At 62.6% G+C, this 24576-nt stretch carries 24 protein-coding genes; 15 read left to right on the forward strand and 9 right to left on the reverse strand.

The window, feature by feature from the left end:
- Positions 1-65: 65 nt before the first annotated feature.
- Positions 66-872 carry an HDOD domain-containing protein gene (locus FQ664_RS05850; RefSeq protein ID WP_144170802.1) on the reverse strand — a complete coding sequence of 269 codons (807 nt, stop codon included), beginning with the start codon at positions 870-872 and terminating at the stop codon, positions 66-68.
- A gap of 55 nt (positions 873-927) precedes the next feature.
- The gene (gene ygfZ, locus FQ664_RS05855; RefSeq protein ID WP_144170803.1) at positions 928-1869 is read right to left on the reverse strand and encodes a CAF17-like 4Fe-4S cluster assembly/insertion protein YgfZ; all 942 of its coding nucleotides are present in this window, start codon (positions 1867-1869) and stop codon (positions 928-930) included.
- 133 nt (positions 1870-2002) lie between these two features.
- On the opposite strand from ygfZ, the gene FQ664_RS05860 reads away from it, so the two are divergent.
- Both FQ664_RS05860 and FQ664_RS05865 read left to right on the forward strand, forming a co-directional pair.
- The gene (locus tag FQ664_RS05860) at positions 2003-2257 is read left to right on the forward strand and encodes an FAD assembly factor SdhE (RefSeq protein WP_144170804.1); all 255 of its coding nucleotides are present in this window, start codon (positions 2003-2005) and stop codon (positions 2255-2257) included.
- Positions 2241-2699 (forward strand): protein YgfX, encoded by a 459-nt coding sequence (locus FQ664_RS05865; RefSeq protein WP_144170805.1) that lies wholly within the window; start codon positions 2241-2243, stop codon positions 2697-2699. Before FQ664_RS05860 ends, FQ664_RS05865 begins: the two co-directional genes overlap by 17 nt.
- An 82-nt stretch (positions 2700-2781) precedes the next feature.
- Here the strand turns inward: FQ664_RS05865 and nadB are convergent, their stop codons facing one another.
- The gene (gene nadB / locus FQ664_RS05870) at positions 2782-4386 is read right to left on the reverse strand and encodes an L-aspartate oxidase (RefSeq protein ID WP_144170806.1); all 1605 of its coding nucleotides are present in this window, start codon (positions 4384-4386) and stop codon (positions 2782-2784) included.
- A 434-nt stretch (positions 4387-4820) separates the two neighbouring features.
- Here nadB and rpoE point away from each other — a divergent pair, with 434 nt between their 5' ends.
- The 10 genes from rpoE (at position 4821) to pdxJ (ending at position 14800) form a co-directional block, all read left to right on the forward strand.
- Positions 4821-5402: an RNA polymerase sigma factor RpoE/AlgU gene (gene rpoE / locus FQ664_RS05875; RefSeq protein WP_003252049.1), complete on the forward strand. Its 582-nt coding sequence runs from the start codon at positions 4821-4823 to the stop codon at positions 5400-5402.
- Between the two features lie 31 nt (positions 5403-5433).
- Positions 5434-6024, forward strand: a complete 591-nt coding sequence (locus tag FQ664_RS05880) for a sigma-E factor negative regulatory protein (protein ID WP_144170807.1) — start codon at positions 5434-5436, stop codon at positions 6022-6024.
- Positions 6025-6036: 12 nt separating this feature from the next.
- Positions 6037-6999: a MucB/RseB C-terminal domain-containing protein gene (locus tag FQ664_RS05885; RefSeq protein WP_144170808.1), complete on the forward strand. Its 963-nt coding sequence runs from the start codon at positions 6037-6039 to the stop codon at positions 6997-6999.
- A gap of 222 nt (positions 7000-7221) precedes the next feature.
- Complete coding sequence (locus FQ664_RS05890; RefSeq protein WP_474707134.1) at positions 7222-8622, forward strand: DegQ family serine endoprotease; 1401 nt, start codon at positions 7222-7224, stop codon at positions 8620-8622.
- Positions 8623-8802: 180 nt separating this feature from the next.
- A complete protein-coding gene (lepA, locus tag FQ664_RS05895; protein WP_144170810.1) occupies positions 8803-10602 on the forward strand; it encodes a translation elongation factor 4 in 1800 nt (599 codons plus the stop codon).
- A gap of 5 nt (positions 10603-10607) precedes the next feature.
- Entirely contained in the window at positions 10608-11462 is an 855-nt protein-coding gene (gene lepB, locus FQ664_RS05900; RefSeq protein ID WP_063913173.1) for a signal peptidase I, read from the forward strand.
- Positions 11463-11623: 161 nt separating this feature from the next.
- Positions 11624-12313 carry a ribonuclease III gene (rnc, locus tag FQ664_RS05905; protein ID WP_144170811.1) on the forward strand — a complete coding sequence of 230 codons (690 nt, stop codon included), beginning with the start codon at positions 11624-11626 and terminating at the stop codon, positions 12311-12313.
- Positions 12306-13208, forward strand: coding sequence for a GTPase Era (gene era / locus FQ664_RS05910; protein WP_003252061.1), 903 nt, complete (start codon positions 12306-12308; stop codon positions 13206-13208). Before rnc ends, era begins: the two co-directional genes overlap by 8 nt.
- Before the next feature lie 124 nt (positions 13209-13332).
- Entirely contained in the window at positions 13333-14016 is a 684-nt protein-coding gene (recO, locus tag FQ664_RS05915; protein WP_144170812.1) for a DNA repair protein RecO, read from the forward strand.
- 61 nt (positions 14017-14077) lie between these two features.
- Positions 14078-14800: a pyridoxine 5'-phosphate synthase gene (gene pdxJ / locus FQ664_RS05920; RefSeq protein ID WP_375136306.1), complete on the forward strand. Its 723-nt coding sequence runs from the start codon at positions 14078-14080 to the stop codon at positions 14798-14800.
- Positions 14801-14926: 126 nt separating this feature from the next.
- Here the strand turns inward: pdxJ and FQ664_RS05925 are convergent, their stop codons facing one another.
- Entirely contained in the window at positions 14927-16309 is a 1383-nt protein-coding gene (locus FQ664_RS05925; protein WP_144170813.1) for a heavy metal sensor histidine kinase, read from the reverse strand.
- Positions 16306-16980 carry a heavy metal response regulator transcription factor gene (locus FQ664_RS05930; RefSeq protein WP_003258489.1) on the reverse strand — a complete coding sequence of 225 codons (675 nt, stop codon included), beginning with the start codon at positions 16978-16980 and terminating at the stop codon, positions 16306-16308. The genes FQ664_RS05925 and FQ664_RS05930 overlap by 4 nt, the downstream gene beginning before the upstream one ends.
- A gap of 350 nt (positions 16981-17330) precedes the next feature.
- Between FQ664_RS05930 and FQ664_RS05935 the strand changes: the two genes are divergently transcribed.
- Positions 17331-17534: a hypothetical protein gene (locus tag FQ664_RS05935; protein ID WP_144170814.1), complete on the forward strand. Its 204-nt coding sequence runs from the start codon at positions 17331-17333 to the stop codon at positions 17532-17534.
- Between the two features lie 69 nt (positions 17535-17603).
- Here FQ664_RS05935 and cmoB read toward each other — a convergent pair whose 3' ends face one another.
- Both cmoB and cmoA read right to left on the reverse strand, forming a co-directional pair.
- Positions 17604-18560 (reverse strand): tRNA 5-methoxyuridine(34)/uridine 5-oxyacetic acid(34) synthase CmoB, encoded by a 957-nt coding sequence (gene cmoB / locus FQ664_RS05940; RefSeq protein ID WP_144170815.1) that lies wholly within the window; start codon positions 18558-18560, stop codon positions 17604-17606.
- Positions 18557-19300: a carboxy-S-adenosyl-L-methionine synthase CmoA gene (gene cmoA, locus FQ664_RS05945; protein WP_087500536.1), complete on the reverse strand. Its 744-nt coding sequence runs from the start codon at positions 19298-19300 to the stop codon at positions 18557-18559. The genes cmoB and cmoA overlap by 4 nt, the downstream gene beginning before the upstream one ends.
- Before the next feature lie 215 nt (positions 19301-19515).
- On the opposite strand from cmoA, the gene FQ664_RS05950 reads away from it, so the two are divergent.
- Together FQ664_RS05950 and FQ664_RS05955 are read left to right on the forward strand one after the other, a co-directional pair.
- A complete protein-coding gene (locus FQ664_RS05950) occupies positions 19516-20706 on the forward strand; it encodes an alpha-xenorhabdolysin family binary toxin subunit A (RefSeq protein ID WP_144170816.1) in 1191 nt (396 codons plus the stop codon).
- 1 nt (position 20707) lies between these two features.
- Positions 20708-21643, forward strand: coding sequence for an alpha-xenorhabdolysin family binary toxin subunit B (locus tag FQ664_RS05955; protein ID WP_144170817.1), 936 nt, complete (start codon positions 20708-20710; stop codon positions 21641-21643).
- Between the two features lie 6 nt (positions 21644-21649).
- Here FQ664_RS05955 and FQ664_RS05960 read toward each other — a convergent pair whose 3' ends face one another.
- The gene (locus FQ664_RS05960; RefSeq protein ID WP_144170818.1) at positions 21650-22042 is read right to left on the reverse strand and encodes a protease inhibitor I42 family protein; all 393 of its coding nucleotides are present in this window, start codon (positions 22040-22042) and stop codon (positions 21650-21652) included.
- Between the two features lie 108 nt (positions 22043-22150).
- Entirely contained in the window at positions 22151-24571 is a 2421-nt protein-coding gene (lon, locus tag FQ664_RS05965; RefSeq protein WP_144170819.1) for an endopeptidase La, read from the reverse strand.
- Positions 24572-24576 lie beyond the last annotated feature (5 nt).

A 24576-nucleotide genomic window follows, 5' to 3' on the forward strand; every position in this document is an offset into this window, starting at 1 on the left:
CGCGGCATTTGAAGGTTGCGCCGTACCTGTGGGAGCGGGTTTACCCGAGAAGAGGGCGGCACAGGTCAGCGCAACATGCTGCGCGCCTCGATCAGTTCATCCACTTCCAGCTCGGTGCCGTACGGCAAGCCCAGGTGGCGGTACGCCGGCAGTGCCGCCAGCGGCCGGTGGCGCCCGCGCTGGCTGATACAGCGGGCGATCTGCACGATGTCGATGTAGTCGATCTTGTCGGTCTGCCGGTCCAGGTCCTGCACCTGGCTCGGCAGGTTGACCAGTTGCTCCGGAAACTCCCAGGCCTTGAGGATCTTGTCGCCCAGCACCGGCTGGATCTGCTCGATCACAAAATGCAGGCACACCGGGTCGGACAGCAGTTCGTTGTGCTCTTCGGCATAGATCAGCACCGGCAGCGCGCCAATCTGGTTGACCAGGCCACCCAAGGTGGCCTGGTCGGGCTTGAGTTGGGTGTAGCGGCGGCAGATTTCGTAGCTGATACCCGCCACATCCAGGCTGTTGGCCCAGATGTCGCGCAGTTTTTGCTCAACCGCCGGCGCGCGGGCGTGGAAAATCTGCTCGATCACCAGGCCAATGGCCAGGTTGCAACTGTAGTTGATGCCCAGCCGCGTGATGGCGGTGTGCAGGTCGGTGACCTCGACCGCCGCGCGCAGCAGCGGGCTGTTGACGACCTTGATCAGGCGCGCTGAAAGGGCCGCATCGCGACCGATCACCTTGCTCAGGGCCGCTACGCTGATCTCGCTGTCTTCCGCTGCCTCGCGGATGCTCAAGGCAACCTCGGGCAGGGTCGGCAGGACCAGGTCATCCTTTTCGATGGCATCGAGCAACTGTGCTTGAACCATCTCGGCCAGCTTGTTCATGGGCGTGTCTACCGCAGTGGTGGTGCGGCCCCGCCACGTAGGCGGGGCAGGCTGGTCAGCGCTGGATTTCCCGGTCGCGGTCCAGTTCGTAGGGCAGGGTCAGCACCTGCAGGCGCGGGCCTTCGAGGCTGCCCAGGTGCAGGTTGTCGTCTTCCACCGCTTCGGCGCTGAGCACTGCAAGCAGTTCGCAGCCTGCGCCGTTGCTGGCAGCCATGACCACTTCACCGACCGACGAACCATGGGTGGGCGAGAAGATCTCGGCGCCCGGGGCCGGAATGGCTTGCTGGTCCAGTACCAGGCGGTACTGGCGGCGCTTGAGCTTGCCCAGGTACTGCATGCGGGCAACGATTTCCTGGCCGGTGTAGCAGCCCTTCTTGAAGCTGACGCCGTCGACGGCCTGCAGGTTGATCATCTGCGGGATGAACAGCTCGTGGGTCGGCCCCATGACCTGGCCGATCCCGGCGCGAATCTGCCCCAGCAGCCAGTCGTTGAGGCTGCCTTCGGGCAGCGCGGCGGCCAGCGCCTGGCGAACACTGGTAGCGTTGTCCGCCGGCACCCACAGCTCCACGCGGCCAGCGGACACGGCAATGGCGATCAACCCGTCGTGGCGCACAGTGCTGCCGGCTGCTACAGGCACATCGAGCCCCAGCGCCTGCAGCGCCGCAGCGCCGCCGTGCAGGCCGAAGCGTGCCCAGGCAGCGCTTTCATCGGTCAGCGTGGCCTTGGAGAACACGGCGTACTTCTTCAGATCGGCCAGCTGGGCGTCGAGCAGCTCGCTGGCCATGGCCAGCAGGTAGCCATTGCCTTCGGGCAGGATACGGAAACTCGACTGCATGCGCCCCTTGACCATGCAGCGGGCGCCGAGGCTGGCGTGTTCCTGGCTGAGGTAGTTGATATTGCAGGTCAGCTGGCCTTGCAGGAACTTGCCTGCATCGGAGCCGCGGACGGCGAGGATGCCCTCGTGGGACAGGGGGCAGAAGAAAGCGGAATCGGCCATGGGTCATCGCGGTGGCTAAAGACTGGCGGCCATCATAGAACGCCGGTAACAAAATAGGTAGGTGACTAGACCAACGCCCGGTGTCGCTTCGCTCGCCTGGCTGTATACTGGCGGGCCATTCGAGGAGGGCCCCATGGTCGAACAAACTGAACTCAACCGGCTTTTCTGGCACAGCCGCCGCGGCATGCTGGAACTGGACGTGCTGCTGGTGCCTTTCACCCAGGAAGTCTACCCCACGCTCAACGAAACCGATCGCGAACTCTACGTGCGTCTGTTGAGCTGCGAGGATCAGGACATGTTCGGCTGGTTCATGGAGCGCAGCGAGTCCGAAGACCCGGAGCTGCAGCGTATGGTCCGCATCATCCTGGACCGTGTCCAGCCCAAGTGAGTGTTTCGAGTGCCGCTGGCAAGGCTCGCGCCTGCTGCTAGCGGCCTACCTGGGTTGCCAGGGACTGGCGTGGTTGGCCGTATGGGCGAGCCCGCTGCCCGGGTGGTTGGCCCTTGCTGTTGTCGCCGCCTGTACTGCCCACGCTGGCTGGGCCATTCCCCGACGTATTCTGTTGACGCATGAGCATGCCGTTGTTGGCGTGCGCCGTGATGTGCGCGGCTGGCAGGTGTTCAGCCGGGCCCGTGGTTGGCAACCGGTGCGCTTGTGCCGGGACAGTGTGGCATTGCCGGGGCTGGTGGTGTTGCGCTTTGTGCGGGCGGGGCGCTGGTTGGGGCAGAGCCAGTGCGTACCGCGGGATGCGCTGGGGGCTGATGAGCACCGGCGCTTGCGGGTGCGGTTGAAGTTCAGCCGGCGGCGGTGGGCCGAGGCGGGGTATGGCTGACAGGTGTTCGCCTTGGCAGGTTCGGCGCCTGTGAGATCGAGCGCCGCCCGCGCGGCGCTCGATCTCACAGGCGCTACAGCTTTCAGAGAGGGCCCAGAATGGTGTCCTTGGCCTCGTCCAGCATCCCCGGATAGTCCAGGGTGTAATGCAGTCCGCGGCTTTCCTTGCGCTGCATGGCCGACAGGATCATCAACTCTGCCACCTGCGCCAGGTTGCGCAATTCGATCAGGTCGCGGCTGACCTTGTAGTTGCTGTAGAACTCATCGATTTCGTCCAGCAGCAGGCGAATGCGGTGTTGCGCTCGCTGCAGGCGCTTGCTGGTGCGTACGATGCCGACGTAGTCCCACATGAAACGCCGCAGTTCGTCCCAGTTGTGCGCAATGATCACGTCCTCGTCCGAGTCGGTGACCTGGCTGGCGTCCCAGCCGGGCAGGGCCTTGGGCATGGTCACTTCATCCAGGTGTGCCTGGATGTCGGCCGCGGCGGCACGGCCATAGACGAAGCACTCCAGCAGCGAGTTGCTGGCCATGCGGTTGGCACCGTGCAGGCCGGTAAAGCTGGTTTCGCCAATGGCGTACAGGCCTGGCACATCGGTGTGGCCACGGTCGTCGACCATCACCCCGCCGCAGGTATAGTGCGCCGCCGGTACCACCGGGATCGGCTGGCGGGTGATGTCGATGCCAAAGGCCAGGCAGCGCTCGTACACGGTGGGGAAGTGGCTCTTGATGAAGTCGGCCGGCTTGTGGGTGATGTCCAGGTACACGCAGTCCACGCCCAGGCGCTTCATCTCGTGGTCGATGGCGCGAGCCACGATGTCGCGCGGGGCCAGCTCTTCGCGCGGGTCGAAGCGTGGCATGAAACGCTCGCCATTGGGCAAGCGCAGCAGCGCGCCTTCGCCGCGCAGGGCTTCGGTGATCAGGAAACTCTTGGCCTGTGGATGGTACAGGCAAGTGGGGTGGAACTGGTTGAACTCCAGGTTCGCCACCCGGCAACCGGCTCGCCAGGCCATGGCGATGCCGTCGCCGCAGGCGCCATCGGGGTTGCTGGTATACAGGTAGACCTTGGCCGCGCCGCCAGTGGCCAGCACGGTGAAACGCGCGCCGAAGGTGTCCACCTCGCCGGTGTTGCGGTCGAGCACATAGGCACCCAGGCAGCGCTCGCCGGGCAGGCCGAGGCGGCGTTCGGTGATCAGGTCGACCGCCACGCGCTGCTCCAGCAACTGGATGTTCGGGCGCAGGCGGGCCTGCTCCAGCAGCGTGGTGAAGATGGCTGCACCGGTGGCGTCGGCGGCGTGGATGATACGCCGGTGACTATGACCGCCTTCGCGGGTCAGGTGGAACTCGAAGCCGCCGTCGTCGACGCTGTAGTGCTCGTCGCGAGTAAAGGGCACGCCTTGCTCGATCAGCCACTCGATGGCTTCGCGGCTGTGCTCCACGGTAAAGCGCACAGCCTCTTCATGGCACAGGCCACCGCCGGCATTGAGGGTGTCCTCGACATGCGACTGTACGGTATCGGTATTGTCCAGCACCGCCGCGACACCGCCCTGGGCCCAGAAGGTCGAGCCGTTGGCCAGGTCGCCCTTGCTGAGCACGGCGATTCGCAGGTGGCTGGGGAGGTTCAGTGCCAGGCTGAGACCGGCAGCACCGCTGCCGATCACCAGGACATCATGTTGGAATTGTTGGCTCATGTCGGGACACTAGTATTCTTTGGAAGGGGCGCGGCACAATAGTCACGCGCCGATGGCATTGTGAAACTATCGTTATAGCTGGCCGGGTTGCCTTTATAGCAGCCCCGGGTGGCCAATTTCCATGGCACTTGCCTGGTCGCGACAACCTTTGTGGGAACTTTCCGACATGGCCGGAAATCCTATGAAGGCTGCCCACGCGCCACAACTTGCCGCGGCGACGCAGGGCGGCAGGCCTGTCCGGGCTGTCCCTGCGTACTCGAAACCTGATTATCGACGTAGCCGGCCGTGACCGTGCCGCGTCTTCCGTGCAACCCGACCAAGGGCTGCAGGAAACTTGCTTGGAGGGGAGAACTTTTGCGCAAAGCCCGAGTCTATGGTTGCAAGCCTGAACGATGGCTGTTGCAACGCTCCTTCGAGTTCACTGAGGAGTGTTCATGCTAACCCAGGAAGAGGATCAGCAGCTTGTCGAGCGCGTTCAGCGCGGCGACAGGCGAGCGTTCGATCTGTTGGTGCTGAAGTATCAGCACAAGATTCTCGGGTTGATCGTGCGGTTCGTTCACGACACCCACGAGGCCCAGGATGTAGCACAGGAAGCCTTCATCAAGGCCTACCGTGCGCTTGGCAACTTCCGCGGCGACAGTGCGTTCTATACGTGGCTGTACCGCATCGCCATCAACACGGCGAAGAACTACCTGGTGTCCCGTGGAAGACGGCCGCCAGACAGTGATGTGAGCTCCGAGGATGCGGAGTTTTACGACGGCGATCATGGTCTCAAGGATCTCGAGTCCCCAGAGCGCTCGTTGTTGCGGGATGAAATCGAAGGCACCGTCCATCGCACCATCCAGCAGCTACCGGAAGATCTGCGCACGGCCCTGACCCTGCGTGAGTTCGACGGTCTGAGTTACGAGGACATTGCCAGCGTCATGCAGTGTCCGGTGGGTACCGTGCGCTCTCGAATCTTCCGCGCTCGGGAGGCCATAGACAAAGCCCTGCAACCTTTGCTGCAGGAAACCTGAGACAGCGGCGACAGCCAAGAGAGGAACCGCCATGAGTCGTGAAGCTTTGCAGGAATCGCTGTCCGCGGTGATGGATAACGAAGCGGACGAGCTTGAACTGCGTCGGGTATTGAATGCCGTCGACGACGCTGAAACCCGTGCCACCTGGTCGCGTTACCAGGTTGCCCGCGCAGCCATGCACAAGGAGCTGCTGCTGCCTAACCTGGATATCGCCTCGGCGGTGTCTGCAGCGCTGGCTGACGAAGCCGTTCCGGCCAGGGTCAAGAAGGGCCCATGGCGCAGCATTGGCCGCCTGGCGGTAGCTGCCTCGGTCACCGTCGCGGTGCTGGCGGGTGTACGCATGTACAACCAGGACGAGATCACTGGCGCCGAGCTGGCTGCCCAGCAACCTGCCCAGCAAGGCCTGAGTGTGCCACAAGCCCAGGGCCCAGCCGTTTTGGCAGGCTATAGTGAGAGCAGTGAGCAACCAACCGGGCCGATGGCCAACGGTGTGCTGCAGAACCAGGCCGGCTGGGATCAGCGTCTGCCAGGCTACCTGCGCCAGCATGCCCAGGAATCTGCGCTCAAGGGCACTGAAACCGCATTGCCATATGCCCGCGCCGCCAGCCTGGAAAACCGTTAAGTAAGGAGGATCATGCGCGCGCTACCTCTCCTGTCGCTGCTGATTGGCAGCTGCATGACGGTGCCAGCATTGGCGGCCAATTCCTCGCCCGCGGCGAGCGATTGGCTGAACAAACTGGCACAGGCCGAGCAAAAGCAGAGCTACCAGGGCTCTTTTGTCTACGAACGCAACGGCAGCTTCTCTTCCCACGAGATCTGGCACAGGGTCGACGACGGCAAGGTCAGCGAGCGGCTGTTGCAGCTCGATGGTGCCGCCCAGGAAATCGTGCGCGTGGATGGCCAGGTAGAGTGCGTCAGCGGGGCCTTGGTCAGTGGTGTTACGGCCCCCCCGGACGCCGCGCAGCGGGTGCTTGATCCGCTGAAACTGATGGGCTGGTATGACTTGAGCGTGGCGGGCAAGTCACGGGTCGCCGGGCGCGATGCCGTGATCGTGACGCTCACCCCGCGCGACCAGCACCGCTATGCCTTCGAATTGCACCTGGATCGTTCTACCGGCCTGCCGCTGCGCTCGTTGATGATCAACGACAAGGGGCAGTTGCTGGAGCGCTTCCAGATGACCCGTCTCGAAACTGAAGCGCCCAGCGATGAAGACCTGCGTGCCAGCGCTGCGTGCAAGCCGGTGCAGCAGGTGGCCACTGCCAGTAATGGCACGGTCGCCGGCTGGCGTTCGGACTGGCTGCCGCCCGGGTTCGAACTGGTCAACAGCTCGGTACGCCACGATCCGAAGCATGACAGCACTGTCAGCAGCCTGATGTACGACGATGGCCTGGCGCGCTTCTCGGTATTTCTCGAGCCGGTGAAGGATGAGGGCGGGACCGACATGCGCACCCAGCTTGGCCCGACGTCGGCGGTTTCGCGTCGGCTGAACACGCCCAAGGGCAAGGTGATGGTCACTGTGGTTGGCGAAATTCCGCTGGGTACCGCAGAGCGCGTGGCGCTGTCGATGCGCCCTCAGGATGGCCAGGCGCACCAGTGATGGCGCGCTTTTGCGGGCCAGGCGTGCGGGCCACGGCAAGGCGCGTGGACATGCCGCTGAAATGAAATTAAAGCATTGTCATTTGCAATCCATCGACAAATTTTCTATAGGTCAGGCTTCTTGGAGCCTGGCCTTTCCTGCTTTGTGCAGGGGCTTTTCTAAACTACCGCTCGTTGTGACGGGAGCCGTATGTCAATACCACGCTTGAAATCCTACCTATCGATGTTCGCCGCCGTGCTGATGCTCGGCCAGGTGCTCAGCGCCCAGGCCGAGGAAGCCCTGCCGGACTTCACTACCCTGGTCGAGCAGGCCTCGCCAGCCGTGGTCAACATCAGTACCAAGCAGAAGCTGCCGGACCGCCGCATGGCCGCCGGGCAGATGCCCGACCTGGAAGGCCTGCCGCCGATGTTCCGCGAGTTCTTCGAGCGCAACATGCCGCAGCAGCCGCGCTCGCCGCGTGGCGACCGCCAGCGCGAGGCCCAGTCGTTGGGGTCGGGCTTCATCATTTCCAGCGATGGCTACGTGCTGACCAACAACCACGTGGTAGCCGATGCCGACGAGATCATCGTCCGCCTGTCGGACCGCAGCGAGTTGCAGGCCAAGCTGGTCGGCACCGACCCGCGCACTGACGTGGCGCTGCTCAAGGTCGAGGGCAAGAACCTGCCGACCGTCAAGCTGGGTGATTCCGAGAAACTCAAGGTGGGCGAGTGGGTGCTGGCCATCGGTTCGCCGTTCGGCTTCGACCATTCGGTGACCAAAGGTATCGTCAGCGCCAAGGGCCGTACCCTGCCCAACGACACCTACGTACCGTTCATCCAGACCGACGTCGCCATCAACCCGGGCAACTCCGGCGGCCCGCTGTTCAACATGAACGGCGAAGTGGTGGGTATCAACTCGCAGATATTCACCCGTTCCGGCGGTTTCATGGGCCTGTCGTTCGCCATCCCGATCGATGTGGCGATCGACGTCTCCAACCAGCTGAAGAAAGACGGCAAGGTCAGCCGCGGCTGGCTGGGCGTGGTGATCCAGGAGGTCAACAAGGACCTGGCTGAATCGTTCGGCCTGGACAAACCGGCTGGCGCCCTGGTGGCCCAGGTGCTGGAAAACGGCCCGGCAGCCAAGGGCGGCCTGCAGGTAGGTGACGTGATCCTGAGCATGAACGGCCAGCCGATCATCATGTCGGCCGACTTGCCGCACCTGGTCGGCAGCCTCAAGGATGGCGAAAAGGCCAAGCTGGAAATCATTCGCAATGGCAAGCGCCAGAACCTCGACATCAGCGTCGGCGCACTGCCGGACGACGATGCTGACATCGGTACCGGTGCCGAAGGCAGCGCCGAGCGCAGCAGCAACCGCCTGGGTGTCTCGGTGGCCGATCTGACCGCCGAGCAGAAGAAAGCCCTGGAACTCAAGGGGGGGGTGCTCATCAAGGAAGTCCAGGATGGCCCGGCCGCGATGATCGGCCTGCGCCCGGGTGATGTCATCAGCCACCTGAACAACCAGGCCATCGGTTCGGCCAAGGAATTCACCGAAATCGCCAAGGAACTGCCGAAGAACCGTTCGGTATCGATGCGCGTGCTGCGTCAGGGCCGTGCCAGCTTCATTACCTTCAAGCTCGCTGAATAAGCGGCTTTGTAAGGCGAAAGGGCAGCTTCGGCTGCCCTTTTTCATGAAAATTCACAATTACAGGGGCCAATGCCGTGTACAGCCCGATAGAGGAATCTCCCATATCCCGGCAGCTTAAGGTACAATTCCCGGCTATTTTTCGGCGGGCGTCCGGCTCGCAGCCTTTTCGAGTGTTGACCCGTGAGTGATTTGAGTCATATCCGCAATTTCTCCATCATCGCCCACATCGACCATGGCAAGTCGACGCTGGCCGACCGTTTCATCCAGATGTGCGGTGGCCTGTCGGCACGCGAGATGGAAGCCCAGGTGCTCGATTCCATGGACCTGGAGCGTGAGCGCGGTATCACCATCAAGGCCCACAGCGTCACGCTCAACTACAAGGCGCAGGACGGCCAGGTCTACCAGCTGAACTTCATCGATACCCCCGGCCACGTCGACTTCACCTACGAAGTCTCGCGCTCGCTGGCGGCTTGTGAAGGTGCGCTGCTGGTGGTGGACGCCGGCCAGGGCGTCGAGGCCCAGTCCGTGGCCAACTGCTACACCGCCATCGAGCAGGGCCTGGAGGTCATGCCGGTACTGAACAAGATGGACCTGCCCCAGGCCGACCCGGATCGCGTCAAGGACGAGATCGAGAAGATCATCGGCATCGACGCCACCGACGCCGTGGCCTGCAGTGCCAAGAGCGGCATGGGCGTGGACGAGGTACTCGAGCGCCTGGTGCAGACCATCCCCGCGCCGGAAGGCGATATCGAGGCGCCGCTGCAGGCGCTGATCATCGACTCCTGGTTCGACAACTACCTGGGCGTGGTCTCGCTGGTGCGCGTGCGCCATGGCCGCGTCAGGAAAGGCGACAAGATCCTGGTCAAGTCCACCGGCAAGGTGCACCTGGTCGACAGCGTGGGCGTGTTCACTCCGAAACACACCCAGACCGCTGACCTGAAAGCCGGCGAAGTAGGCTTCATCATCGCCAGCATCAAGGACATCCATGGTGCCCCGGTCGGTGACACCCTGACCCTGTCCTCGACCCCTGAGGTCGAAGTGCTGCCAGGTTTCAAGAGGATCCAGCCGCAGGTTTACGCCGGCCTGTTCCCGGTCAGCTCCGACGACTTCGAGGACTTCCGCGATGCGCTGCAGAAGCTGACCCTGAACGACTCGTCGCTGCAATACATGCCGGAAAGCTCCGACGCCCTGGGCTTCGGCTTCCGTTGCGGCTTCCTCGGCATGCTGCACATGGAGATCATCCAGGAGCGCCTGGAGCGCGAATACGACCTGGACCTGATCACCACTGCGCCAAGCGTGATCTACGAGCTGGAGCTGAAAACCGGCGAGACCATCACCGTCGACAACCCGTCGAAGCTGCCTGACGTCTCGGCGGTCGCCGACTTCCGCGAACCGATCGTCACCGCCACCATCCTGGTGCCGCAGGAGCACCTGGGCAACGTCATCACCCTGTGCATCGAGAAGCGTGGCGTGCAGCGCGACATGCAGTTCCTCGGCAGCCAGGTGCAGGTGCGCTACGACCTGCCGATGAACGAAGTGGTGCTGGACTTCTTCGACCGCCTCAAGTCCACCAGCCGCGGCTATGCTTCGCTGGACTATCATTTCGATCGCTACCAGTCGGCCAACCTGGTCAAGCTGGACGTACTGATCAACGGCGACAAGGTCGATGCCCTGGCATTGATCGTGCACCGCGACAACGCGGCCTACAAAGGCCGTGCGTTGACCGAGAAGATGAAGGAACTGATCCCTCGGCAGATGTTCGACGTGGCGATCCAGGCAGCTATCGGCGGCCAGATCATTGCGCGGACAACCGTCAAGGCGCTCAGAAAGAACGTACTGGCCAAGTGCTACGGTGGTGACGTCAGCCGTAAGAAGAAACTGCTGGAGAAGCAGAAGGCCGGTAAGAAACGCATGAAACAGGTGGGCAACGTGGAGATTCCACAGGAAGCCTTCCTCGCCGTGCTCAGGTTGGATAGCTAGGTCCTATGTCGCTAAATTTCCCGCTGTTGCTAGTCATCGCCGTCTTCGTCTGCGGTCTGCTGGGCTTGATCGACCTGCTGTTCCTGGCCCCGCGCCGGCGTGCGGCAATCGCCAACTACCAGGGCAGCGTCAGCCAGCCCGAGATGGCGGTGGTCGAGCGCCTGGGCAAGGAGCCGTTGCTGGTCGAGTACGGCAAGTCGTTCTTCCCGGTGCTGTTCATCGTGCTGGTGCTGCGTTCGTTCCTGGTCGAACCGTTCCAGATCCCTTCGGGGTCGATGAAACCGACCCTGGAAGTGGGCGACTTCATCCTGGTGAACAAGTTCTCGTACGGCATTCGCCTGCCGGTGATCGACAAGAAGGTCATCGAGGTGGGTGACCCGCAACGCGGTGATGTGATGGTTTTCCGTTACCCGAGCGACCCGAACGTCAACTACATCAAGCGTGTGGTTGGCCTGCCAGGCGACGTGGTCCGCTACACCAACGACAAGCGGTTGTTCGTCAACGGCCAGCCGATTGCCGAACAACTGGTGGGCACCGAGCCGGGCACCCTGGGCAGCGCCGAGCTGTACAAGGAAAAGCTCGGCGAGGCCGAACACCTGATCCGCAAGGAAATGAGCCGTTACCGCATGCCGCCGGACCAGCAATGGACCGTGCCGGCAGGCCATTACTTCATGATGGGCGACAACCGCGACAACTCCAACGACAGCCGTTACTGGGATGACCCGAACATCCCGAAGGAACTGCACGGCATGGTTCCGGACCGGAACATCGTCGGCAAAGCCTTCGCGGTGTGGATGAGCTGGCCAGAACCCAAGCTCAGCCACCTGCCCAACCTGTCGCGGGTTGGTCTGATCCATTGATACCCATCGGCGCTGGCCAGCAGGCAGCGCCGAATGCATTTCTGACATAGGCTGTGTTCTCAGGGATCGGGAGATTCGTCGCACGCCGCGGCGGGCCACAGCCAAACAGTCTTTCAGGATGTTGATTTGAACAACGCGTTGAACAACGAACGGGTGGCTGCATGAGTGCTCCCCTTGCCCGTCTGGAGCGAAAGCTCGGTTATACCTTCAAGAACCAGGACCAGATGCTCCTGGCACTGACCCATCGCAGCTACGCCGGGCGCAACAACGAGCGCCTGGAGTTTCTCGGTGACGCCATTCTCAACTTCGTCGCCGGCGAAGCGCTGTTCGAGCGCTTCCCGCAGGCCCGCGAAGGCCAGTTGTCGCGCCTGCGCGCGCGCCTGGTCAAGGGGGAGACCCTGGCCCGCCTGGCCCGTGGTTTCGACCTGGGCGATCACCTGCGCCTGGGTTCGGGTGAGCTCAAGAGCGGTGGCTTCCGTCGTGAGTCGATCCTGGCCGACGCCCTGGAGGCGCTGATTGGCGCCATCTACCTGGACGCTGACATGGACACGGCCCGGGAGCGCGTGCTGGCCTGGCTGGCCGATGAGTTCGAAGGCCTGACCCTGGTCGATACCAACAAGGACCCGAAGACCCGCCTGCAGGAGTTTCTGCAGTCGCGCAGCTGTGAGCTGCCGCGTTACGAAGTGGTGGATATCCAGGGTGAACCGCACTGCCGGACCTTCTTCGTCGAATGCGAAGTGGTGCTGCTGAACAACAAGAGCCGTGGCCAGGGCGTTAGCCGGCGTATCGCCGAGCAAGTCGCCGCCGCGTCTGCACTGATCGCCCTGGGCGTGGAGAATGGCAATGACTGATAGCAACCCGACCCGCTGCGGCTACGTGGCCATTGTCGGCCGCCCGAACGTGGGCAAGTCGACCCTGCTCAACCACATCCTCGGCCAGAAGCTGGCGATCACCTCGCGCAAGCCGCAGACCACCCGCCACAACATGCTCGGCATCAAGACCGAGGGTGACGTGCAGGCGATCTACGTCGATACCCCCGGTATGCACAAGGCCAACGACAAGGCCCTGAACCGCTACATGAACCGCAACGCCTCGGCGGCCCTGAAGGACGTCGACGTGGTGATCTTCGTGGTCGACCGCACCAAGTGGACCGACGAGGACCAACTGGTGCTGGAGCGCGTGCAGTACGTAACTGGCCCACTGATCATCGCGGTCAACAAGACCGATCGCATGGAAGAGAAGGCCGAGCTGATCCCGCACTTGCAATGGCTGCAGGAGCAGTTGCCAAACGCCGAAGTGATGCCGATTTCCGCACAGCAGGGGCACAACCTCGAAGCGCTGGAAGCACAGATCGCCAAGCACCTGCCCGAGAACGATCACTTTTTCCCGGAAGACCAGATCACCGACCGCAGCAGCCGCTTCCTGGCCGCCGAACTGGTGCGCGAGAAGATCATGCGTCAGCTGGGTGCGGAATTGCCGTACCAGATCACCGTGGAAATTGAAGAATTCAAGCAGCAGGGCCACGTGCTGCACATTCACGCGCTGATCCTGGTCGAGCGCGACGGCCAGAAAAAGATCATCATTGGCGACAAGGGCGAACGCATCAAGCGCATCGGCTCCGAGGCGCGCAAGGACATGGAAGTGCTGTTCGACTCCAAGGTCATGCTCAACCTGTGGGTCAAGGTAAAAGGCGGCTGGTCCGACGACGAGCGCGCCCTGCGTTCGCTGGGTTACGGCGACCTGTAAATTTGCCGGACGGCTCAGGTTACTCTGTGGGAGCGGGTTTACCCGCGAATGCGTCAGTGGGTCCACCATCGCATTCGCGGGTAAACCTGCTCCCACAGTTGTTTGGGGCTTTTAGAGATCGTTTATGGAACACCCCGTCGGCCAGCCAGCCTACGTGCTGCACAGCCGTGCCTACAAGGAAACCAGTGCGCTGGTGGACTTCTTTACCCCGCAGGGCCGCATGCGCGCCGTGCTGCGCCGTGCGCGTGGCAAGGGCGGCAGCCTGGTGCGGCCGTTCGTGCCGTTGGAGCTGGAGCTGCGCGGGCGTGGCGAGTTGAAGAATGTCGGGCGGATGGACAGCGCCGGCATCGCCGCCTGGCTGCATGGTGATGCCCTGTTCAGCGGGTTGTACCTCAACGAACTGCTCATGCGCCTGCTGCCCGCCGAAGCGCCTTTTCCAGTGCTGTTCGAGCACTACACCCTGACCTTGCAGGCCCTGGCTGCCGGTCGTCCGCTGGAGCCGCTGCTGCGCTCCTTCGAATGGCGGCTGCTGGACGAACTCGGTTACGCGTTTTCGTTGCACCACGACGTCAATGACCAGCCGATCGCAGCCGACGGCCTGTACCGCTTGCGTGTGGATGCCGGCCTGGAGCGGATCGAGCTGGCGCAACCCGGGCTGTTCCGCGGTACCGAGCTGCTGGCCCTGGCCGAAGCCGACTGGGATGCCCCTGGTGCCTTGCTCGCCGCCAAGCGCCTGATGCGCCAGGCGCTGGCGGTTCACCTGGGGGCAAAACCGCTGGTCAGCCGGGAACTGTTTCGCAAGCGCTGATCACGACGTATGCTGTGGGGCTCAATCTTCAGGAGAGCCTTTCGTGACTCACAGCAACCGCATGCTTCTTGGCGTAAACATCGACCACGTGGCGACCCTGCGCCAGGCCCGGGGCACGCGTTACCCTGATCCGGTCAAGGCTGCCCTGGATGCCGAGGAAGCAGGCGCCGATGGCATCACCGTGCACCTGCGTGAAGACCGCCGGCACATCCAGGAGCGTGACGTGGTGCTGCTCAAGGATGTGCTGCAGACCCGCATGAACTTCGAGATGGGGGTCACCGAAGAGATGATGGCCTTTGCCGAGAGGATTCGCCCGGCGCACATTTGCCTGGTACCGGAAACCCGTCAGGAACTGACCACCGAAGGCGGCCTGGACGTGGCCGGCCAGGAGGCACGGATCAAGGCGGCGGTTGAGCGCCTGTCGCGTACCGGTGCCGAAGTGTCGCTATTCATCGATGCCGATGAACGGCAGATCGAGGCATCGCGCCGGGTTGGCGCGCCAGCCATCGAGCTGCACACCGGGCGTTACGCCGATGCTGAAACCCCGACCGAAGTGGCCGAGGAACTCAAGCGTATCGTCGATGGTGTGGCGTTTGGCGTGGGGCAGGGGCTGATCGTCAATGCCGGCCACGGGTTGCATTACCACAACGTCGAGGCGGTGGCGGCGATCAAGGGCATCAATGAGCTGAACATCGGCCATGCGCTGGTGGCGCATGCCCTGTTCGTCGGCTTCAAGGCTGCCGTGGCCGAGATGAAGGCGCTGATCGTGGCGGCTTCGCGCTGATTGTCTGTCGCCTGTAGCGGCCTCTTCGCGGGTAAACCCGCTCCCACAGGTACCCTACAGGCCTGAGGCTTGTGCGATCCCTGTGGGAGCGGGTTTACCCGCGAAGAGGCCGGCACAGGCGATGGATCACTCGCCAGGAAACACCAGGGTAAACCGGGTCGGCCCCAAGGGATTGCTGCTGACCTCGACCCGCCCGCAATGCAGCTGCATGATCGATTTCACGATCGCCAGCCCCAATCCGGTCCCACCCTCCAGCCGCGAGCGCCCCGAGCCCACCCGGTAAAACCGCTCGAACAGGCGCGACTGGTGCTCTTCAGCAATGCCAGGCCCCTGGTTTTCCACCGAAAGCCGAACTTCGCTGTCCAGGCGTTCTATGCGCAGCTCCACAGGCTTGCCATCGGGACAGTGCCGAATGGCATTGCTCAACAGGTTCGACAATGCCCGCTGAAACATCAGCCGATCACCCTGCGCCGTCCCCCAGCCCTGAACACGCAACTCAACCGCTTTCAGCTCGGCACTGAAGGCAAACAGCTCGACAACACGCGCCGTTTCGTCGGCCAATGCCATGGGCTTGAGCGCGACCTGGGCCTGGGGTTGGCTGACCTGGGCGAGAAACAGCATGTCGTTGATGATTCGGTTCAGCCGGGTCAGCTCTTCGATGCTGTCTTCCAGCACTTCCCGGTAGTTCGCGTTGTCCCGCTCACGGGCCAGTGTCACCTGCGCCTTGCCCATCAGGTTGCTCAACGGGGTACGCAGTTCATGGGCCAGGTCGTCAGAGAACTGCGACAGCTGGCTGACACCCTGGTCGAGGCGATCGAGCATCACGTTGATGCTGCTGGCCAGCTCTGCCAGTTCCAGCGGCAGGCCGCTAGCGGGCAGGCGATGTTGCAGGTCCTGGGCCGACACCTGCCCGGCAATGCGCCGGAAGTGCCGCAGTGGCTTCAGGCCGCGCTGCATCAGCCACCAGGCGCCAGCGCCGATCAGCAGTACCAGCAGCGGCAGCGCGAGCAAGGTGGAGTGCAGGTAGGCCTGCAACAGAGCGTTGTCGTCGGCGCGGTTGAGCGACATCATCACCTTGACCGGGGTGTCGTCGCGCAGGCGCATAAGCCGGGTCACGGTGAGTATCTGGTTGCCATTGCTGTCGCGCCACGCATAAAAGGCCAGGCGGGCATCGGTGCGCAGCTCGCCGACCTGCGATTCCAGCGCTGGCCCGAGGCTGAGCAGGTGCGGGTGGCGGCCTTCGAGGGCCAGCACGCTGAGGCTGAGGTTGTCGTGCCCCATCACCAGGTCGAGCAAGGGATGAGCGCGGCTGCCCAGGTCTTCGTTGCGCAGGTCGACACGCAGGTTGTGCTCGACCTGCAGCATCTTGCGCGCCAGGTCCTTGCGCGCGCGACTGTCCAGTTCGTGATCGAGGGCGAACACGGCCAGGCAGGCCAACAGCAGCACCAGTGCGGCGCCCATCAGCGTCACGCTCAGGCCCAGGCGCAGTGACAGGCTGGCGTTTTTCAAAAGCGTGCCTCGAGCACGTAGCCGACGCCACGCAGGGTATGGATCAGCTTGTTGTCGAACGGGTCGTCGATCTTTGCCCGCAGGCGCCGGATCGAAACCTCGACCACATTGGTGTCGCAGTCGAAGTTCATGTCCCACACCAGCGAGATGATCTGGGTGCGTGAAAGCACTTCGCCGGTCTGGCGCATCAGCAGGTGCAGCAGAGCGAATTCCTTGGCGGTCAGGTCGATGCGTTGCCCGGCGCGGTAGGCGCGGTGGCGGCCGGGGTCCAGCTCCAGATCGGCGACGCGCAAGGTGCTGGGCTGCAATTGCTGGTCGTTGCGGCGCAGCAGGCTGCGGATGCGCGCCAGCAGTTCCGGGAACTCGAAGGGTTTGAGCAGGTAATCGTCGGCACCTAGGTCCAGGCCCTTGACCCGGTCGGCCAGGCGGCCGTGGGCGGTGAGCATCATGATGCGCGTGGCCGATTCGGCGCGTAGCCGCTGCAGCACGGTCCAGCCATCGAGTTCGGGCAGGTTGACGTCGAGGATGACCAGGTCGTAGGGCTGCTGGCGGGCCAGGTGCAGGCCGTCGGTGCCGGTATGGGCGCAGTCGACCACGTAGCCGTTCTCGCGCAGGCCCTGTTGCAGGTAGTCGGCGGTACGCAGCTCGTCCTCGATGATCAGTAGGCGCATGGGGGGGCTCGGTGTGATGACGGGGGGGCGATTCTCGACCCTGTAGTGACATCAGGGTCAAGGGGCAGGATGTTACGGCATGAGTAAGGACGCGCGGCGCAGATAACGGATTTGTAATGCTGCTGTTATCTGGCTGTCTGTTCCGGCCCTTTCGCGGGTAAACCCGCTCCCACAGGATCCTCACAGACACTGAAATCTGTGCAGTTCCTGTGGGGGCGGGTTTACCCGCGAAGAGGCCAGCACAGACAACACAGGGCCACATTGCAAGACTGTAATCCCCGCCTCACCTTGCCGTTAGCTAACCCTCGCTAGGATGGCCCTGTCTGATCGGTTATCACGAGGCAACCACGATGAACCTGACCCAATACCTGCTGTTGGCCACCCTTGCCCTGGGCAGCGCCAGTGTTTATGCCGAGGGCGGTGCGGAACGTTCGCAACAATACTGGCAAGCGTTCCGCGAAGACCAGCAGCGCCTGCACGGCGACAAGCAACAGGCCGTTGCCGAGCGCGAGCGCAAAGCCCGCGAGAAGGCCCGCGAGTTGGCCAAGGACTGAGGTAACAGCACCTGCGCCGCGAAAGCTCCTTGGTGCAGGTGTATTCAGGCGCCCGTCCGGGCGCCTTTTTTATTTGCGCGCCAGCAGGGTGGCGCGGCGTGGGGCCGGCAGGCCTTCGATGGTTTTGCTGTGGTCGTTCGGGTCAAGGAAGTCGCCCAGTGACTGGTAGCGCATCCACTCGGTGCTGCGCTGTTCCTCGACGCTGGTCACGCTGACATCGACGCAACGCACATCGCTGAAACCGGCACGGCGCAACCAGCGCGCCAGGGCCGGTACCGACGGTAGGTACCAGACGTTGCGCATCTGTGCATAGCGGTCCTCAGGTACCAGCACCTGGTTTTCGTCACCCTCGATCACCAGGGTTTCCAGCACCAGTTCACCGCCTTTGACCAGGCAGTCCTTGAGCGTCAGCAGGTGCTCGATGGGCGAGCGGCGGTGGTAGAACACACCCATGGAAAATACCGTGTCGAATCCTTCGAGGTTGGCCGGCAGGTCTTCCAGGGCGAACGGCAGGTGCCAGGCCGGCAGCTCGGGCAGGTATTGCTGTACGGCCTGGAACTGGCAGAAGAACAGCCAGTTGGGGTCGACGCCAATTACCATGTCGGCGCCGGCCCCGAGCATGCGCCACTGGTAGTAGCCGTTGCCGCAGCCCACGTCGAGCACGCGCTTGCCCTTGAGGTCCAGGTGCGGGCCAACCCGGGACCATTTCCAGTCCGAACGCCATTCGGTGTCCACATGCACACCGAACAGGTCGAACGGCCCTTTGCGCCAGGGCGACAGGCCCATCAGTGCCTGGCGCATCTGCGCGCGGGTCGCGTCGTCGCAATCGCAATCCAGGCGCAGCCCGTTGACCAGGTCGATTTCGCTTGGCTGCAGGGCGGGCAGCGCCTCCAGCGCACCACGCCAGCGGTCGAGGTCACCGTGGCCCTTCTCCAGCTTGGCTTCCAGTTGCGCTTGCAGGCCTTGTGACCAGGAAGCCAGGGGCGTGCCCGCCAGGCGGCGGACGAGGGGGGACAGATCAATCATGGCAGGGCTATCAAAGAGGCGAAGTTAAGGCATTGGAACCAAGGCACCACCTTCGAGAAACCGGCTGCGCGCAGGCGCGCCTGATGGGCCTCGAGGGTGTCAGGCCGCATCACGTTCTCGATGGCGCTGCGCTTCTGGGCAATTTCCAGTTCGCTGTAGCCATTGGCACGTTTGAAGTCCAGGTGCAGTTCATTGAGCAGGTCCTGCTGTTCAGCATCGGCGAAGCGCAGTTTTTCCGAGAGGATCAGCGCGCCACCGGGCAACAGCGCCTGGCGGATGCGGCCGAGCAGTTCCAGGCGCTGGTCGGGGGCGATGAACTGCAGGGTGAAATTCATCGCTACCACCGAGGCCGGCTCGAAGGGCAGGGCCAGGATGTCGGCTTCCAGCACCTGCACCGGCAGCAGTTCCTGGAACATCGAGTCCTGGGCGGTGAGGTACTGGCGACAACGTTCGACCATGGCCGCGGAGTTGTCCACGGCGATCACCCGGCAGCCGTCACTGCGCACATGGCGGCGCAGCGACTGGGTAACGGCACCCAGTGACGCGCCCAGGTCGTACAGCGCGGTGTGCGGCTGGGCAAAGCGTGCGGCCAGCACGCCGAGGTTCTCGACGATGGTCGGGTAGCCCGGCACCGAGCGCTTGATCATGTCCGGGAACACACGCACCACATCCTCGTTGAAGACGAAGTCGGGCACTTGCTCCAGGGGCTGGGCGAAAAGGCGGTCGGGTTGTTTGCTCACGGCGGGCTCGATGCAGGGTGAAACGGAGGCGCATTTTAGCCAAAGGCCACGCATCTTGCCATGGCAATGCTTCAACGGGGCTGGACGGTTGCCCGCTGATTGAAGTGAACTTTCCCACAGCGTTAAATTATCAAAGCGACAGTCTCGAACTCGGCGAATAACGAAACTTCAAGTGCATGACTGTGCATGCTGTGGTCAATCTCTTGAGGTGAGTGATGGTTGTCGCGACTGATGCGGAAAAATATACCGTAGACCAATTGGACCCGGTGAGCAAAGTGAAGATGCTACCGGAGCGTTATTTCGAGTTCCTGGAAAGCCGACTCAGCAGTGGTCAGCAAGCTGGCAGCTTGTTGACTGCGGAGAATCTTAAAGTGATAAAGAAGTATGCCAATGTGGTGAGTCAGTTGCCGCGTACGTTGGCACAGGTCGAGAGGGAAGTTGATTATGTTGCGTTGAACCTGGACGCTTCGCTTGTGTACGACCTTTATCATGCGCTACACAGGCATGTCGATGAATGGGACAAGCTGGAGCGTAGCGTCAAGCAGTTGGGCCCGGAAATTGAGCTGTTCGCCGAGAGCCTGGTGCAACGTGGCGGCGCCCTGTTGAACAATCTGGAAAGCAGCGATGTGTTCCTGGCGATCAAAAAGTGCAAGGCCGAACAGGGCGACGACGTTTACGTCGTGGAGTTGAGTGAAGACGAGCAGGCACAGCTGAAGAATGTGCTGACGCCTGGTATTACCGAACTGGTCAGGGAAATCGAAGGCACGCGGCGCCGTATCGACGACGTCGACGCTCGGGCCAATTGGTTCAATAGTGAAATCAAGCGTGAGATCAAGCCGCGCCTAGGGCGTCTGATCACGCATTTCGACGAAAAGGTTTCCGGTGAAGTGATCCGGGAGAAGCGTCAGCAACTCGATGCATGGGATGAAAAGATCGATCAACTGGAGTCTGATTACTCTGCCAATGTCGGCTATGCGTTTACTGGTCTTTGGTTCGGGCCGATCGGGGTAGCCGTGACCGGCGGTGTGTTCGGCTCCAGGGCTGAAAGCATTCGTGCAGAAAAGAATGCGCTGATCGAGAAGCGTGAGGAGTTGGCGCAAGCGATGGCCAAGGTCATGCCAGCCCTCAAGGACTTCGAGCGGGTCTCGACATTGGTCAGAGACTTGCAGTTCAGGTGCAAGGACCTGTCATCGGCTACCCGGCGCCTGGCCGACGTCTGGTTGTTCCTGGCCTCGTATGCCAATAATTCGGTTAACGAAGCAAAAGAGCTGAAAGATATAAGCCAGTTGGAGGCGTTCGTCCATGATTTTTCGGAAGTCATCAGGCCGTGGGGCAGAATAGGCAGTATCTGCCATACGCTATCTGAATTGTTTGATGAACTTGTTGAAGAGTATGAGGATGCCTGACATGGATGTGGTAAATATCAAAGCCGCTGTGCCCGACTTTGTACGAATGCAGGAACTACAAGATCAAATATTCAACCTTGAAGAAACATGGGGGATGAAGGCGCTCCCGCGGGTGCGTGAGCAACTGGGAGAGTTACGTACACTGTTGCTGGCCGTCGAGCGTTCTTTCAAGGAAAGCCTCATCGGTGCAATCGTGTTGCTGGAGGATCGGAATTTTGTTCCGAGCCAGGCTGGCGCCGATAGCCATTACCGGCTTGCCACTGTTCTGAGCCGTCTGAGCCAGCATCACTCGCTACTGGCCAGGCAAAACCAGCGTTTGGAGCTCTTCCCGTTGGCCGCCTTGCTTGACGCACTACCGGAGCTGGAAAACCGGGTCGAAATGCACAGGCAACAAGCCTTGGTGTTCGAAGAGCGCTTGGCCCGCTTGCGGCAACAGCAGTCAGACATCATCGCGGCTATCGAGGTGCTGGAAAAGCCTTCTGTTGCCAGTGCCTTGAAGGGCCTGATACCGAATGATGAGGACATCGAGCAGATCGTGGGCTTGATCACGGATCCGAAAATTGATTCGAGTGTGCTCAAGGCTGCAACGCAAAAGCTGCGCAAGCATGCCGATGTGCTGGAAGGGGTCAAGACATTCAGTGACCTGAGCAACGCCCGCAGCAGGCTTGATGCACGGATCGAGGGGGCGCTGAGTGACCAGCGGCATGTTCAGCAAGCCTTGAACAACACCCAGGATGAGCGCGATGCGGTCAAGGCGTTGGCCGGCGTCGAGCCACTCAAGAATGAGTGGCTGCACGAGCTTCGCAAGTTGGAGCTGCAGTGGCAGGCTCAAGCTGCAACGCTCGGGCCGACGATGGCTTTGTCGGATGCTGCGGCTGCACTGCAAGGGCTCTGCGAATACCTGAAGGTGGTTCAGATGGCGTATGACCGCAGCTGATTGCCCTCAGCGGACGATAACCTTGCATTCGAAGGTCTGCACCGGGGCGACATCTTTAGCCCAGGGTTGTTGGTAAACCAGCACCAACTGGGATGTGCCGACGCTGTTGGCCTGGTAGCGCCAGGTGGATACACCGGCGCTGCCGACCACGTCTTCTTCTTCGGGGGCACTGTACACCTCCGGGCCCAGGCTTTGCAGCACGTTCGCGGCGGGGTTTTCGACGCGCCAGCGGTAGCCGGTGGACGGGTTGCTGGGCAATGTCAGGGTTAGCGCCTGGCCAACCTGCAGGCGCGTCGGGCATTCGCTTTCGGCGTCCAGTGCGATGGGCCGCGCGGGGGTCTGGGCGCAGGCAGATAGCAGGGCGAAGCTCAGGGGAACGAGCAGACGAGGGACGGTCATGTTGGCTCCGTAGGCTGGCGATGGCCTGAGGATAACCGATGATCGTGGAGATTTGTGTTGTTTGTGCCGGCCTCTTCGCGGGCAAGCCCGCGAAGGGGGCGGCACAGGTCAGAACAGTACTTTGGCCACATCGGCAAAGCGCTTGGCGAAATGCACGGTCAGCCCTTCACGCAGGTAGTCCGGCAGCTCTTCGAAGTCGCCACGGTTAGGTTCCGGCAGGATCAGTTCGAAGATCTTCTGCCGCCGCGCCGCAATCACTTTTTCGCGTACACCGCCAATCGGCAGCACCTGGCCAGTGAGGGTCAGCTCGCCGGTCATGGCCACGCCTTTTTTCGGTGCCTGGTCGCGGGCCAGTGACAGCAGGGCGCTGGCCATGGTGATGCCGGCACTCGGGCCGTCCTTGGGCGTGGCGCCTTCAGGGACATGCAGGTGGATGAAGGCTTCGTTGAAGAAGCCCGGGTCACCGCCAAATTGCCTGAGGTTGGAGCTGACATAGCTGTAGGCGATCTCGGCCGACTCCTTCATCACTTCACCCAGCTTGCCGGTCAGCTTGAAGCCGCGGTTGAGGGTGTGGATGCGGGTCGCCTCGATCGGCAGCGTGGCGCCACCCATGCTGGTCCAGGCCAGGCCGGTGATCACGCCTTTGCCGGCCAGTACCTGCTCGCTGCGGAACACCGGCATGCCGAGCGCGGCTTCCAGGTCCCTGGTGCCGATCTTCAGCTTGGCATCGGGGGTTTCCAGCAGCTTGACCACGGCCTTGCGCACCAGCTTGCCCAGTTGCTTCTCCAGCTGGCGTACCCCGGCTTCGCGGGCATAGCCTTCGATCACCGTGCGCAGGGCGCTGTCGCTGATGCCGAGGCTGGTCTTGGCCACGCCGGCCTTTTCCAGCTGCTTGGGCCACAGGTGGCGCTTGGCGATGGCCAGCTTCTCTTCGGTGATATAGCCGGACAGGCGGATCACTTCCATGCGGTCGAGCAATGGCCCGGGGATCGAGTCCAGGGTGTTGGCGGTGCACACGAACAACACCTTGGACAGGTCCAGGCGCAGGTCGAGGTAGTGATCGAGGAAGTCGACGTTCTGCTCCGGGTCGAGGGTTTCCAGCAGCGCTGAAGCCGGGTCGCCCTGGTAGCTCTGGCCCATCTTGTCGATCTCGTCGAGCATGATCACCGGGTTCATCACTTCGACGTCCTTCAGGGCCTGCACCAGCTTGCCGGGCTGGGCGCCGATGTAGGTGCGGCGGTGGCCCTTGATTTCGGCTTCGTCACGCATGCCGCCGACGCTGAAGCGGTAGAACGGCCGGCCGAGCGATTCGGCGATGGACTTGCCGATGCTGGTCTTGCCTACCCCGGGCGGGCCCACCAGCAGCACGATCGAGCCGCTGATTTCGCCTTTCCAGGCGCCCACGGCGAGGAATTCGAGAATGCGTTCCTTGATGTCGTCGAGGCCAGCATGGTGCTGATCGAGGACTTTGCGCGCATGCTTGAGGTCGAGCTTGTCCTTGCCGTACACGCCCCAGGGCAGGGCGGTGGCCCAGTCCAGGTAGTTGCGGGTGACGGCGTACTCGGGCGAGCCGGTTTCGAGGATGGCCAGTTTGCCCATCTCTTCATCGATGCGCTTGCGCGCCTGGTCCGGCAGGGTCTTGCCTTCGAGGCGCTGCTCGAACTGCTCGAGGTCGGCACTGCGGTCGTCCTTGGTCAGGCCCAGCTCTTGCTGGATGACCTTGAGCTGTTCCTTGAGGAAGAACTCGCGCTGGTGCTCACCGATCTGCCGGTTGACCTCGGCCGAGATCTCGTTCTGCAGGCGTGCGACCTCCACCTCTTTGCGCAACATCGGCAGGACCTTTTCCATGCGCTTGAGCATGGGCACGCAGTCGAGCACTTCCTGCAACTGGCTGCCGGTGGCCGAGGTGAGGGCGGCGGCGAAGTCGGTGAGCGGTGACGGGTCGTTGGGACTGAAGCGGTTGAGGTAGTTCTTCAGCTCTTCGCTGTACAGCGGGTTGAGCGGCAGCAACTCCTTGATCGCATTGATCAGCGCCATGCCATAGGCCTTGACCTCGTCGGTCGGCTCGGCGGGCTGACGCGGGTATTCGACCTCGACCAGGTAGGGCGGGCGGTGGTGCTTGAGCCAGGTGCGGATGCGTACCCGGGTCAGGCCCTGGGCGACGAACTGCAGCTTGCCGTTTTCGCGGCTGGCGTGGTGCACCTTCACCAACGTGCCGTACTGCGGCAGCGCCGAGGTGTCGAAGTGGCGGTGGTCTTCTGGTGGGGTGTCCATGAAGAACAGGGCCAGGCAGTGGTCTGGCGACTTGGCCACCAGGTCGAGGGTTTCGGCCCAAGGTTCTTCGTTGACGATGACCGGCAGTACCTGGGCCGGGAAGAACGGGCGGTTGTGGATCGGGATCACATAGACCTTGTCCGGCAACTGCTGTCCGGGCAGGGCGAGGGCGTGGCCGGGTTCGGCCTGGTGGGGGGTGTGCTCGACTTCGCTGTGTTCGTCGGGATGTTCCGGGAAATCCTGCTGGTCGCTCATGGGGC

The sequence above is a fragment of the Pseudomonas persica genome, from assembly GCF_900291015.1.
Classification (GTDB): domain Bacteria; phylum Pseudomonadota; class Gammaproteobacteria; order Pseudomonadales; family Pseudomonadaceae; genus Aquipseudomonas.

Coding starts and splice junctions, on each gene's coding strand:
- FQ664_RS05880 (WP_144170807.1), top strand. CDS start 5,434: ATGAGTCGTGAAGCTTTGCAGGAATCGCTGTCCGCGGTGATGGATAAC.
- FQ664_RS05935 (WP_144170814.1), top strand. CDS start 17,331: ATGAACCTGACCCAATACCTGCTGTTGGCCACCCTTGCCCTGGGCAGC.
- FQ664_RS05950 (WP_144170816.1), top strand. CDS start 19,516: ATGGTTGTCGCGACTGATGCGGAAAAATATACCGTAGACCAATTGGAC.
- ygfZ (WP_144170803.1), bottom strand. CDS start 1,869: ATGGCCGATTCCGCTTTCTTCTGCCCCCTGTCCCACGAGGGCATCCTC.
- FQ664_RS05960 (WP_144170818.1), bottom strand. CDS start 22,042: ATGACCGTCCCTCGTCTGCTCGTTCCCCTGAGCTTCGCCCTGCTATCT.
- rnc (WP_144170811.1), top strand. CDS start 11,624: ATGAGTGCTCCCCTTGCCCGTCTGGAGCGAAAGCTCGGTTATACCTTC.
- rpoE (WP_003252049.1), top strand. CDS start 4,821: ATGCTAACCCAGGAAGAGGATCAGCAGCTTGTCGAGCGCGTTCAGCGC.
- era (WP_003252061.1), top strand. CDS start 12,306: ATGACTGATAGCAACCCGACCCGCTGCGGCTACGTGGCCATTGTCGGC.
- FQ664_RS05890 (WP_474707134.1), top strand. CDS start 7,222: ATGTTCGCCGCCGTGCTGATGCTCGGCCAGGTGCTCAGCGCCCAGGCC.
- FQ664_RS05930 (WP_003258489.1), bottom strand. CDS start 16,980: ATGCGCCTACTGATCATCGAGGACGAGCTGCGTACCGCCGACTACCTG.
- FQ664_RS05860 (WP_144170804.1), top strand. CDS start 2,003: ATGGTCGAACAAACTGAACTCAACCGGCTTTTCTGGCACAGCCGCCGC.
- cmoB (WP_144170815.1), bottom strand. CDS start 18,560: ATGATTGATCTGTCCCCCCTCGTCCGCCGCCTGGCGGGCACGCCCCTG.
- recO (WP_144170812.1), top strand. CDS start 13,333: ATGGAACACCCCGTCGGCCAGCCAGCCTACGTGCTGCACAGCCGTGCC.
- pdxJ (WP_375136306.1), top strand. CDS start 14,078: ATGCTTCTTGGCGTAAACATCGACCACGTGGCGACCCTGCGCCAGGCC.
- FQ664_RS05885 (WP_144170808.1), top strand. CDS start 6,037: ATGCGCGCGCTACCTCTCCTGTCGCTGCTGATTGGCAGCTGCATGACG.
- lepB (WP_063913173.1), top strand. CDS start 10,608: ATGTCGCTAAATTTCCCGCTGTTGCTAGTCATCGCCGTCTTCGTCTGC.
- FQ664_RS05955 (WP_144170817.1), top strand. CDS start 20,708: ATGGATGTGGTAAATATCAAAGCCGCTGTGCCCGACTTTGTACGAATG.
- FQ664_RS05850 (WP_144170802.1), bottom strand. CDS start 872: ATGAACAAGCTGGCCGAGATGGTTCAAGCACAGTTGCTCGATGCCATC.
- nadB (WP_144170806.1), bottom strand. CDS start 4,386: ATGAGCCAACAATTCCAACATGATGTCCTGGTGATCGGCAGCGGTGCT.
- lon (WP_144170819.1), bottom strand. CDS start 24,571: ATGAGCGACCAGCAGGATTTCCCGGAACATCCCGACGAACACAGCGAA.